The sequence below is a fragment of the Streptomyces sp. NPDC044064 genome (genome assembly GCF_056434245.1).
The window spans coordinates 40926-53036 of the sequence record NZ_JBWKFN010000002.1 but is presented as its reverse complement, the minus strand read 5'-3'; the positions used below and the strand labels follow the sequence as shown (position 1 = coordinate 53036).

Here is a 12111-nt window from a genome sequence, read left to right as displayed (position 1 = left end):
CGTGGCCCCGGCAACCGCCGGGGCCACCCGCTCCGGAGACCCACCGATGAACCCACCTGACGAACCCCGCGGCGCCGTCGCACGCCACAGCGACTACCTGCCCCACTACCGCGACAAGAACAGCAACAGCCGAGACCGATGGCGCATCGCCTGGGGACACCCCGGCTTCACCCACCGCACGCCACCCGAACCGACCACTGACCACCGCCCCACCCTGCTCGCACGCAACTGGGGCCTCCTCGCCCCGGACAGCTCCGGCGACATCTGGCCCTACCTCCACCGAGGCGCGTGCCTCGGCTGCACCTGGGAAGGCCCCGATCGCCGCCGAACCGACCATGCCATCGAGGACGCCCACGACCACACCCACGAGGGATGGCGTGACCTCCCGGCGCTCCCCGAACGCCGAGGCCGGCACTGGACCACCCACGCCACGCACCTGTACCCGAAGGGCTGGTTCGACACCGGCGGGCCGGTGCGCACCATCCGCACAGGAATCGAGAAACGGCACCTGCCTGGCAAAGCGCCCGGAGGCGGCTACGACCTTGCCGTACAACCACCAAGGACGGGGCATAGGACAGCGATCATCGAAACGCTGCTCCCGGAGTACAACGAGAGCGAGGCAGCGTGAGCGACCCCAAGTCCGTCACGTGGCTCCGCCCTGAGTACAAGGGACGCGAAGATGAACTGATCAACCTCGCCGCCGGAGCAGTCCTCGTCGGCGTCACTCGCTCCACCGTCAGCAACTGGGCGAAGCGCCATGCAACCTTCCCGAAGATCGTCTTGCTGACAGGTATTGGCGACAGGCGCGTGAAGTACATCCCCCGCGACGAGTTCCTGTCCTTCGCCCACGCACAGATGAACAAGGAACGCGCGCCAGCCCGTAGACCGGCAGCCCGCCGGCCCACGACGCTTCTGAGATCAGATGAGATTGCTCACTCCGAACGGCAGATAGCCAGGCTCACTGAGCTGGAGGCACGTCAAGCAGAGGCCCTCGCGCGCACCCAACAGGCACTGAGGAAGCACCGCGAACGCCACAGGCAGGCTCGGCAGGCGCTCGCCGCAGAGATCGCTGCAGTGCACGACCTCGAACAAACGGAAGGCGCATCAGACGTGGACTCCACAACACCAGGAGGAGGAAGCATCCCGGAGTAACCGCGCAGCGAGGCTACTTACCGCAGACAGGGCCGCGCTCTCGGGTGAAGACGGCGCGGCCCTGTCGCATCGGTCAGGAGTTCGGTTGGCGATGGTCGCATTACACAGTGGCGAGGCACGCCTCTCCTCAGAAAGTGCTCCAAGCCGATGTGTGCGCCTCCGGACCGTAGGGACTCCACCCGTTGAGGTGCGGCTTGAGGTCTTCCGGCTCGAACGCCAGCCCGGACGGCATAGTCGGTAGTTGTGTCAGCGGGTCGAGGGTCTCCGCGTAGTCGCGTGCCCACCGCAACCAGGCGCGAGCCGATTCGACGTCGACGTCCTCTTCTGCCGCTACATTGAGCCTGCGCTCCAGAGCGTCGCAGTACTGGCGGAGTGCGTGCGCGTCCTGCCACTGCCTTGCCTGCTCACGGAGAATCGTTGCGAAGCGAGCCTGAGCAGCCATCTCTTTGGCGGTAGCCATGGCCGCTTCCCAGCGGATGCGGCGCTCTTCCTTCGCACGTTCCTCATCCAGCTTCCTCTGCTGCTCCTCGACCGCGCGAGTCTCCAGTTCCCGGAGCACGATCCCGAGGACGTCCTCGAGTCTCGACCGCTTGCGGTCGCCCCAGTGGTGCTGCCTCTTGGACCGGCTGTACCCGATGTCCAGAGCGAGCTGCTGAGAGCGGTCTGGATCGGCAGACTGGGGAAACTCCTTCTTGATAATGACGCAGTTGGTGAAGCCGTCGATAACGATCTCCAGCACCCCTTCCCGACAACTCGCAGGGATGTACTGGCCGTTGTAATAGTGCGCCGAACGATGGTCACGCTCAGGGACCGACTGCTCGCGTACCTTGTATCCCCGGCGTTCCGCCTCTGCCGCGAGTCCTTGGAGCAGCAGCAAAGCACGGCGACGCAGGGAGGGCGGCATAAGAAGCCGACGCTCGCTGTCTCGCAGGGCCGCCACGACGGGGTGCGGCGAGCGCAACTGCGCAGGGACTGGAACCCGCGGGTCGTCTTCCAGAGACCTCCGCCCCGAGTTGGCATGTGGGCCGTCTACCAACGAGATTTGCAGGTCGCGGCCCGCGTTCCACAACCGCTGCTTCTCGATGCGCTTGCCCGCAGGCGCGAGTCCGTGCCGCTTCGCGAAGTCGATGATCCGTCGCCACTCAGTGATCTCATCCTCGTCAGGCTCTGAGATAACCACGTGGTGCTCGGCGACCAATCGCTCCACGAGCTTGGTCGCCTTAGCGCGGCGTGCTACCGGGATCGGCCTTTCGCTGTATGGCGCTGGCGGCTTCTTATGAGTGATCGCCTGCTTGCTCCCATGAGCTGTCGTCGTTGTCGTGGAGCCGCGGGCCCTGCCCTTCGCCATGGCTACCGGTGCCTTCGATTCACCAGCGGCAGTGCGCCCGTGTGCCGGATGCTCCGGGTGATGACCGTGTTCCAGGTAGAACCGCCCTGCCTCAGTAACCTCCGCCCGCCAGCCGCCACCCCGACGGCTCACCGTCACGAGACCCCGATCGCGCAGCGCATAGGTTGACCGCCGCATGCCCGGATCCTGGGCGCCGGGATCCTCGCCAGCAGCAACTTTCCTGAGGAGCGTGAGCTGTCGATCGTTCAACGCTTTCCAGCGGTGCATGCGACAAGTTCACAAGGAATCAAGGCGGCTCACAATAGTGGCCTTCGTGATGCCCTCGACCAGGCCTGTCAGCACGCAGCCGGGCGAACATGCTCGCCCCGCTCCGGGTCGACTTCGATACTCTTGTCCGCAGGCGGCTGACCAGTAGAAACGCCGCATGGCTCCACCCCCGGGCGAAGGGGGCGAGATTCTTCCCGTCTGTAAGGCACTCCGCTGCGCTGGAGTTCATCTCCCCTTCCATCACGTAGCCCGCGACCAGCGAGGACGCCCGAGCACACCCTGTCGGCGACACGCAAGAACGGGCGGGCGTTGGCCTCCAGTGGACACGCAGTGGACGGAAGGACCGGGAAAGACCAGGAAGTCGGCGGATGTAGGCGGATGGCGATAGTGCTCTGACCTGCGGCTATAGGAAAGACGGGGTAAGAGCTAGGACGGATCGGAAGATCAGAAAAGGACTCATAATCCGTCGGCCGTGGGTTCGAGTCCCACCCGCCCCACCAGGCGCCGCAGGCGCAGAAACGATGTGACGTCTCCTGACGTCAGGACGGTGGTCGACACGCCGAGGCGGCGGCCATCGTTCACCCGCCCGGGCCAGGATCGGCGAGACCGCCGTAGCCCGGGATTCAACCCGCAGCGGTGAATGTCCGTCGAATTGGCGGCGCATTGTCCGCGGCTATTTCCGGGCGCTTTCCGGTGCGCGCAGAACCCTTTCCCGGTCCGGTTCGGACTCCGGCTCGCCGACCGCGGTCGCGGACGGGGCGGCCGGCCCTGCCCGATGCCTGTGGCGCCCGTGCAGGCCGCTGGAGCAGCTCGTCGGAGGTGGTGCGGCCGGCGCGGCCGTCCTCGGCCGGCGGGCGGCCCGGGGAGGTGATCATGCTCGGGACTCGTGCTCGAAAAGGGAAGTTTTCCGTTCTCGGAACGTGAGCAGAACTGATTGCCCTCATGCTCGTCGAGCGGCCCCGCTCCGGTGTGCCCACGGAGCCGGGACGGAGCGGCCGGACGTCCATCGGACAGCCGATCGGCCGACCCCGCCCGGCGGCATACTGTGCGCATGGAACGCATAGGGGGCTACCTCGTCGAGCGGAAGCTCGGTGAGGGAGGGATGGGGACCGTCTTTCTCGCGCGGACGCGGGGCGGTCGGGCGGTCGCGCTGAAGGTCGCCAAGGCCGAGCTGGCGGCGGACCCGGTCTTCCGCGAGCGGTTCCGCAGCGAGGTCGAGGCGGCCCGTACGGTCGGCGGCTTCCACACGGCGCCGGTGGTGGACGCGGACGTCGACGGCGACCCCCTGTGGCTGGCGACCGCCTACATCCCCGGCCCCACCCTCGCGGCCCGGCTCGCCGCCCAGGGCGCCATGGACGAGCAGCAGTTGCGGTCGCTGGCCGCCGCCCTCGCCGAGGCGCTGGAGTCCATCCACTCCCGCGGTCTGGTGCACCGCGATCTCAAGCCCGGCAACATCATCATGGCCGAGGACGGGCCGCGCGTCCTCGACTTCGGCATCGCCCGGGCCGTCGAGTCCACCCGCCTCACCGCCACCGGCACCGCCTTCGGCACACCCGGCTTCCTCGCCCCCGAACAGGCCCTCGGCAACGATGTGACCGGCGCCGCCGACGTGTTCGCCCTCGGCGCCGTCCTGGTCGCCGCGGCCGGCGGCAGCGCCTGGGGAGAGGGCACGCCCATGGGGCTGATGTACCGCTCCGTGCACGAGCCGCCGAACGTGTCCGCCGTACCCGCCGCGCTGGTCGACCTGGTGTCGGCATGCCTGGCCAAGGACCCCGCGGACCGCCCGACCCCCACCGGACTGCTGGACCGGCTGACCGGGGAGCCACCGGACCGGACCCCGCCGGCCGCGACGCCGTACACCCCGACGGTCGCCGCGCCCGCGACGCCTCCGCACGCCCGGGCGGCACCGTCCGCGTCGTCCTGGACGCCTCCGCACCAGGCGGCGACGCCTGCCCGGCCCGCGATGGCCCCGCACCTCCCCCCGCAGCCCGCGACCCCGCCGCAGGTCCCGTACGGCTTCGGGCCGCCGCTTCCGTACGGCGCGCCGGAGGTCGAGTTCACCGACCGGGATACCCGGGTCGTGGTGAACGCGACCGGGGTGATCCTCGAAGTCGCCGGTGCCGCGGCGGACTTCGAGTGGGCGGAGATCGCCGGTGTCGTACGAACGCCCTCCCCGCGGGGCAGCCGGCTCACCGTGACGGTGCGGCTGTGGGACGGCGGTGTGTACTCCTGCGAGCTGAACGCCCGCCGCTCGGCCCGGCTCACCGAATGGATCGCCCACCTCGACCACGTCCTCGGCCGCTACCTGGCCGGCCGGTAGCCGTTCAAGAACCAATACGTGGCCTGTACTTGGCTTGGACATGCCCTGTGCTGGGCACGCACCTCCTACGGGAGCTGCCGAAGGGGCGGTGCCAGCAGTAGGAGGGCGTCATGGACCGTCGGATCCGGGTACGTGTCATTCGTCGGCCCGCCGCCCCGCGTGGGCAGGAGATCGACCGCAGGACGCCCTCGGGGCGCATCCTGCCGTACTGATGACCTGAAGAACGGGGAAGCCCGCCCGCGCGGGTCACCGCGGGCGGGGCACCAGCCGCCGGGCCGTCTCAGGCGGCCAGCGGGTCGAGCACCAGCGGATCGACGCGGCCCTCCAGCATGGCCCCGAGACCCTCCACGGCGCACACGTCGGGCCGTTCGGCGATGTGCACCGGAACCCCGGTCGCCTGCCGCAGCATCTGGTCCAGGCCGGGCAGCAGCGCCGAGCCGCCGACCAGCACGATCCCGCAGTCGGCGACGTCGGCCACCAGGTCGGGCGGGCAGTCGCGCAGCACCTTGCCGATCCCGTCCAGGACCGCCGTCAGCGGGGTCTGGATGGCGTCGCGCACGGCGGCGGTGTCGACGTGCACGCTGCGCGCGAGCCCCGTGGCCACGTCCCGCCCGTGGATCTCCGTCCAGGCCGGACCGTGCGAGGTGAGCCCGTTGCCCGACAGGGCGAGCTGCAGCGGCCGTACGGCCTGGCTGGGCAGCATCAGCTCGTGCTCGTGCCGCAGATGCTGCACGATCGCGTTGTCCACGGCCTCGCCGCCCACCGGGATCCGCTCGGCGACCACGATGGACCCCAGCGACAGCACGGCCACCTGCGTGGCCGCCGCCCCGCACACCATGATCATCGTGGCCTCGGGCCGCTCCACGGGCAGCCCGCACCCCACCGCGGCCGCGATGAGCGTGTCCACCAGCTCCACCCGCCGCGCACCCAGCCCGACCAGCGTCTCGATCGTCGCCCGCTGGGCCAGCGGGTCCGCGCCGTGCGGGGTGCAGGCCGCCGCGCGCAGCCGGGGCTTGCGGCGCAGCGCCCTGCGCATCTTGTCGCCGAGCAGGTGACGCAGCATGCGCTGGGCCATCTCGATGTCGACGATCGTGCCGCCGGAGACGGGCCGTTGGACGCTGATGTAGGCCGGCGTCTTCCCGGTCATCTGCTCCGCGAACTCGCCCACCGCGATGAGGCCACCGGTACGCATGTTCACGGCCGCGACCGAGGGCTGGTCGACGACGAGACCGGCACCCTTCACATACACCCGGGTACGGGCCGCACCCAGATCGACGGCGAAGTGGCAACGGCGCAGCTGGTCCAGACTGACGGTCACGGCAGATCCTCCCGAGTGCGCAGGCCTTGCGGCCGGACGGCGGCTTCTTTCGCATCCTCCGGGGGATTTCGGCGGCGCGCCTTCGGGAGGGGGCCGGGCGGGGCGCGGCTGAATGGGGGGTTTCAGAGAGAGCGGGCGGCTTCCAGGAGAGGCTCCAGGGACGGAACGGTGACTTCGCAGCCCTCCTCGCGCAGCCGCCGGCGCCCGGCGGAGGTGGGGGCGTATCCGACGAAGGGGAGACCGAGCTGCTGGGCGGCGGTGAGCTCGGCGATCGAGGAGCTGATCAGCAGGCCCGCGGCGACCGGTGTGCCCCGGGAGTCCAGAGCGCGCTGGAGGCAGTCGGGGTGGGGCATCAGCAGGCCGAGGTCGTCGTGGCGGCTGTGGATCCCCGTCAGGGGCAGTCGGTAGGGCTCCAGGTAGCGGTGGACGGCCTGTGCGCCCACGTCCGTCACCACGCCGACGCGCCGGCCGGAATGGTGCAGGGCACGGACGAGCGCGACGGAGCGGTGCGTCGTGGGCGCGTCCGGAACGGCATCCAGTTCGAGGTCGTCGAGGCGTGCCCGCAGCTGGGGGCCGAGCGGGTCGCGGGCGAAGGCGCGCAGCAGGTCCAGCGGATGCACGAACGTCTCCCGGCCGGCGGTGCCCGCGGCGGCCGGCGGGCGGCCCCGCAGCGCGTCTTCGGGGTCGCGGTGCTCGACGACGACGGAGAGCAGGTCGAGGGCCGCCGCACGTGCCGTCTGCGCGGAGAACAGCCGGGCGAGGGGACCGTCGAAGCCGATCAGCACGGTCTCGGCGTCGGCGAGCACGGACGACAGCCGGCGCGGCGACGGAGCCGACTGCTCCGGCACGGGCGCGGCCGTCCCCTCCGGGGCCAGCTGCACGGCGTACGACACCGACAGCCCCGGTACCGGCCAGCTGCGTACTCCCGCGTTCACCGCCCGCTGGGCCGCGCCGGCACGGCGCAGCGGATGGCCGCGGGTGATGCGGACCGCCGCGTCACGCAGATGCTCCAGCAGAATCCCGGAGATGCCGTCGGTCTCACCGCGGACGAAGGCGACCGGATCGTCGACATGCCAGGACAGCTCCACCACGGCGGTGAACGCGCCCTTGCCGGAGCTGGGCAGGGACACCGTGTGACGGGCCTGCTGCGGGGTGAGGTCGACCGAGTAGCAGGTCACCGGGCGGGGCGGCCGCGTGCCGTAGGGCCGGACCGGGTCGAGCAGGGTGAAAGGGCCGTCCTGCTGGGAGTGGACGACGGCCGTGCGGCCCGGGGTGGGGACGCCGAGCTGGTGCAGGTCGTGCGTGATGAAGGGGCCCTGGACCAGGTCGTGTTCCACCGGTTCGGCGGACGCCGGCAGCAGGAAGCAGTACCAGCCGCTCGGCGGGGTGTCCGTGGCGTCGTCGGGAAACATCGGCCGGAAGCGCACGGAACCCTGGGCGGCGGAACTTGCGGCGAAGTCCTCGTACAAGGGGGGCGGTACGACGACCATCACGTCCCAGGCCGCGTTCGGCGTCCGGTCGTGGAACTGCAGCCCGAACGTCACCTGGAGACGCGGACGATCGGCCGGCCGGGCGAGCGCATGGGGGAGTTCGCGCAGGACGGCCACCAGGACGGGGAGCAGAAAGACGCCGGGCTCGATACGCACCAGGTAGCCGTCCGGGCGGACGAGCACCGCGTACTGGCGGGGAGTGAGGGAGCCGCGCGCGAGGATCTCGTGCACCGTGGCTTCGAGGGTGATACGGGCTTCGGGGCGGCCGGTGAGTTCGTCGGTCCTGAAGTAGATCTCCGGGCGGCTCTCGGGCTCTTCGACCAGGGCGCAGAGCGTACGGCGCAGGGCGTTGAGGTCGTCCCGGGTGTGCCGGGCGACCGGTCCCGGAACGCCGTCGAGCGGCTCGCCCCGCCACAGGCCCAGCGCCTCCTGTGCCAGTAGGCGGCTGCGCGCCGGGTCTCCGGCGGTGCGGGCCCGCTCGGCCTCGTCGGCCAGGCGGCGGACGCGGAAGACGTCGTAGTCGTCATGGCCGGACACACGGTCCAGCCGCAGGGCGTATCCGCCCTCGACGGTCACCGCGTCCGGCCCGAGCAGGTGACGCAGCCGGCTGAGGTATGTGTCCAGGAGGTCACGTGAGCCGTGGCGGTCGGGCGGCCCCCAGAGCCCGGTGGCCAGCTCTTCGTGCGTGGCGGGCTCGCCATGGTGGAGCAACAGCACACACAGCAGCGCCTGTTCTTCGGGGTGGTCGAGGGCGAGGGGCACGCCGTCCCGGGTGACGCGGAGCGGGCCGAGGAGGGAGAAGCCGAGGGTGCGCTCCCGGTGCGGGGGGAGACGGAGCAGCCGGTCGGCGCCGCGCAGCTGGGTCTCCAGGCTGTCGGAGAGGAGTTCCGTGACGGCCGTGTCCAGTTCCTCCGCGAGCTGTCGGGAAAGGGGCAAGTTCCCTGGGAACAGCGGGAGTTGCCGGTCTCCGGACAAGCCTCGGTGCATGGCGCGCACGATGTGCCCCAACGCCCGTAGATCGTCCCCGCGGCCTCCGACGCCGAAGGAACTGACGTCCAGGACCGGCCCGCGCGGTGTGAGGACGACGTGCGACGCGACCAGCCCCCCATGCGGCCCCGCCTGCGCGTGCAGGGCGTTCACAGCCTCGACGAGAGAAGGGACGAGGGCGACGAGTTCGCCTGCGGGCAGGCCGTGCGGTGCGCTCTTGAGCCGCTGGTACAGACTCCGGCCGCCGAGGAACTCCCGCACCAGGTAGGGCACATCACCCTCCGTGCCGCAATCCCTGATGGCCGCGATCCCCGGATGGTCGACCCGGCTGAGCCGCTGGGCGATGTCCGCGAAGCCGGTACGGAGCCAGTCCGGCGGACGCAGGTACAGCCGCACCAGGACCGTCTCGTCCCCCCGCCGGGTGTCCTGAGCGACCCAGTCCCAGTCCGTGCCCTGCGATCCTGTCGGTCTGACCAGCAGGTACCGCCCCGCGAACAGCCCGCCCCGCCCGGCGGACTCGGACAGGCGCCGCAGGCTGTCCTGGCTGACGGTCGCGAACGCCTCGCCGTCCACGTCGGTGCCGGTGCCGGACGGCGCCGCCGTCGAAGCCCGGAACTCGCCCGGCGCCCGCCCCGCCCGCCTGTCGATCGGTTCGCCGATGCGGTCAAGGAGCTCGGTGGTGCGATGGCGGGCGGAGCGCGGCAGGCTGAGCAGGAGCAGATCCCGCACGCCGTCCCGGAAGGCGTAGGAGCCGGGCGGGCCGCCGGGGACCGCGGCGAGCATGCCGCTGAGGATGACCTCGGCCAGGTGCTGGGGGCGCGGATCCGGTTCCAGGGCGGCCTGGACCAGGCGCATGACGGGCAGGTCGGGGCGGCCCACCGCGAGATGGCCGGCCAGCCGGAACGCCTCCGGGGAGGCGGTCGCGCGGAACCGCAGGACCAGCTCCTCGGCGGACAGCAGACCGACGTCCGTACGGTCACCGGAGCCGGCCGGCAGCGGGCGGCCCAACTCGGCGACCGCGGCCGGGAACTCCGCCCCGCCGGCGGTCGTGAGCAGCGCGGCCCAGTGCGCCAGCCACGCCGGCTCGGACTCCAGCACGGGCACGGGCACGGGGGCGGGGCCGTCGGTCCCGTGGAGAACCCTCGGCCCGTACGGCACCGCCATGTCGCGCGGCACCGTGGAGTCGTAGGACTCGTGGTGCTCGTGCTGCTCCCGCCGTTCGTACGGCGTGAACGTGAGCGTCGCCGCCGCGGCCGCGGGGTGCGGTGCCGACAGCCGGCCCGGCGTCGTCGGCAGGGCCGTGTCCCGCCACAGGCGTTCCGGGAGCGGCTGTAGGACGGCCAGGGGCATCCGGCGTGCCCAGCGGAGCAGACTCTCGTACCAGAGGGCGCCGGCGGGACCCTCCCGCCACTGCGGGCCCATGCAGTCGCTGATCACGAGGGTGACCGTGCGGCCGTCGGCGGGGACATGCGCGCCGTGGCCGTGGACCGTGCCGTCGGGTGCGGCGCGCAGCAGCGTCACGGTGCGGAAGATGCCCGACTGGGCGAGCGCCGTGTGCAGTTCGTGGACGAGGGGCCGCCAGACGGGCATCGTCGGCCCGGTGTCGTACACCAGGTTCAGCCGCAGCCAGCGCTCCTGGGCGGGGCGCAGCACCGGAAGCCAGAACTCGGGGGCCGCGCCGAGACGGGCGATGCGGTCGGCCGTGGCCCGTTCGTCCAGCCGGTGACCGGAGGGGGCGTCGGTACGGCGCTTGAGGGGGCGCAGGGCACGTTGCAGACCCAGCGGGTGGCGGAGCATCGGGGGTGCCGGTGCCAGCAGGGAGGTGTGCCTGCCCGGCGCGGAGGGGGTGCGGGACGGCAGGTGGAGCGGGACGCGGGGCGGATCGTGGGGTGCGGGCGGGGCGGGCTCGGGTGCCGCCGGGGGTTCCTCCTGCCCGGGCGGGGATTCCTCCCGCGCGGGCCGGGGCTGCTCCTGCGGCAGGTCCGGGGCGGGCTCCGCGGCTGTGCCCGGCCGCTCCTCGTCGCCCGGACCCAGCTGCCGGGCCAGCCACAGCAGTTCCGCCAGCTCCAGCGGGGTCGGGCGCACGCCGTCCGCCGCCGTGGCCAGGACGTCGGCCAGGCGGGCGAGCGGGTCCGGGGAGCCGATGGGGGTCCCCCCGCGCGAGCGGAGCCGAGCGTGGGGGAGGTCAGAAGGCATCGGAGCGCTGGGCCTCGCCGAGGTACGGCATGAGCTGTTCCGCCAGCTCGGCCAGGGAGTCCGCCGGCAGGTCGGAGGAGCGGGCCAGGTAGATCGCGTTGAGCAACTGGTCGGTGGCCAGGTCGCCGCCGCTCGCGCGGGACAGGAACCGGTCGATCAGGTCCTGTGCGTAGCCGCCGGGTTCGCCGTCGAAGTGGGCGCGGACGATGTCGGCGAGATGCGAGTCGTCGGGCCGGCGCAGCCGCAGGGTGACGCAGCGGCGCAGGAAGGCGGGCGGGAACTCGCGCTCGCCGTTGCTGGTGAGGACGACGAAGGGGAAGGCCCGGCAGCGGACCCGGCCGCGTTCGACCGGCACGCGTTCGTGGGTGCCGTCGACCATGACCATGGCCTTCGGGTCCTCGCCCCCGGGCCCGGACGACCGGACCAGCTCGGGGATCTCGTACTGGCCTTCCTCGAGGACGTTCAGCAGGTCGTTGGGCAGGTCCAGGTCGCTCTTGTCGATCTCGTCGATGAGCAGGGCGCGGGGGCGGGCGTACGGGAGGAGCGCGGTGCCGAGGGGGCCGAGGCGCAGATGGTCCTCGATACCGGATTCGGGTGCGGTGCTGCCGGGGGTCCCGGTGGCCGCCGCCTGGCGGGCCGCGTACAGGCGGGAGAGGGGGTCGTACTGGTACAGGCCGTCGTGCAGGGTGCTGCGGCTGGTGACGTTCCAGCGCAGGACCGGGCCGAGCTTCAGCTCGCGGGCCACCGCGTAGGCCAGGGAGGACTTGCCGGTGCCGGGCGGGCCGGTGACGAGGAGGGGGCGGCGCAGGTAGAGGGCCGCGTTGACCAGCTGCACGGTCTGCGCGGTGGCCCGGTAGGTCGCGGCGCGGTGGGCGCGGTCGGGTGAGGTGGCCGCGGTGTCGGCGTCGTCGGCGGGCGTGTCCAGCCCGGGGCCGCCGTCGAAGGCCCGCCAGGGCGGGGGAGCGGGCAGCTCGGTGATGCCGTCGTGCGGCTCCTTCGTGCCGGTGTACACGGGCCACAGGGGCATGGGTTC

At 71.8% G+C, this 12111-nt stretch carries 7 protein-coding genes; 3 read left to right on the top strand and 4 right to left on the bottom strand.

Annotated features, from left to right (window positions below; all coding sequences use genetic code 11):
- Positions 1–46 precede the first annotated feature (46 nt).
- Together AC07DS_RS03265 and AC07DS_RS03260 are read left to right on the top strand one after the other, a co-directional pair.
- Positions 47–628: a DUF6349 family protein gene (locus AC07DS_RS03265; protein WP_479142220.1), complete on the top strand. Its 582-nt coding sequence runs from the start codon at positions 47–49 to the stop codon at positions 626–628.
- Positions 625–1152, top strand: coding sequence for a hypothetical protein (locus AC07DS_RS03260; protein ID WP_479142218.1), 528 nt, complete (start codon positions 625–627; stop codon positions 1150–1152). The genes AC07DS_RS03265 and AC07DS_RS03260 overlap by 4 nt, the downstream gene beginning before the upstream one ends.
- A 127-nt stretch (positions 1153–1279) precedes the next feature.
- Here the strand turns inward: AC07DS_RS03260 and AC07DS_RS03255 are convergent, their stop codons facing one another.
- The gene (locus AC07DS_RS03255) at positions 1280–2767 is read right to left on the bottom strand and encodes a hypothetical protein (protein ID WP_479142217.1); all 1488 of its coding nucleotides are present in this window, start codon (positions 2765–2767) and stop codon (positions 1280–1282) included.
- A gap of 1051 nt (positions 2768–3818) precedes the next feature.
- Here AC07DS_RS03255 and AC07DS_RS03250 point away from each other — a divergent pair.
- Complete coding sequence (locus tag AC07DS_RS03250) at positions 3819–5087, top strand: serine/threonine-protein kinase (RefSeq protein ID WP_479142215.1); 1269 nt, start codon at positions 3819–3821, stop codon at positions 5085–5087.
- 280 nt (positions 5088–5367) lie between these two features.
- Here the strand turns inward: AC07DS_RS03250 and AC07DS_RS03245 are convergent, their stop codons facing one another.
- The 3 genes from AC07DS_RS03245 to AC07DS_RS03235 all read right to left on the bottom strand — a co-directional run bounded on the left by AC07DS_RS03245 (position 5368) and on the right by AC07DS_RS03235 (position 12105).
- Complete coding sequence (locus AC07DS_RS03245; RefSeq protein WP_479142213.1) at positions 5368–6405, bottom strand: rod shape-determining protein; 1038 nt, start codon at positions 6403–6405, stop codon at positions 5368–5370.
- A 122-nt stretch (positions 6406–6527) separates the two neighbouring features.
- Positions 6528–11078, bottom strand: a complete 4551-nt coding sequence (locus tag AC07DS_RS03240) for an SAV_2336 N-terminal domain-related protein (RefSeq protein ID WP_479142211.1) — start codon at positions 11076–11078, stop codon at positions 6528–6530.
- On the bottom strand, positions 11068–12105 hold the full coding sequence (locus AC07DS_RS03235; RefSeq protein WP_479142210.1) for an AAA family ATPase: 1038 nt from the start codon (positions 12103–12105) through the stop codon (positions 11068–11070). Before AC07DS_RS03235 ends, AC07DS_RS03240 begins: the two co-directional genes overlap by 11 nt.
- Positions 12106–12111: the final 6 nt, after the last annotated feature.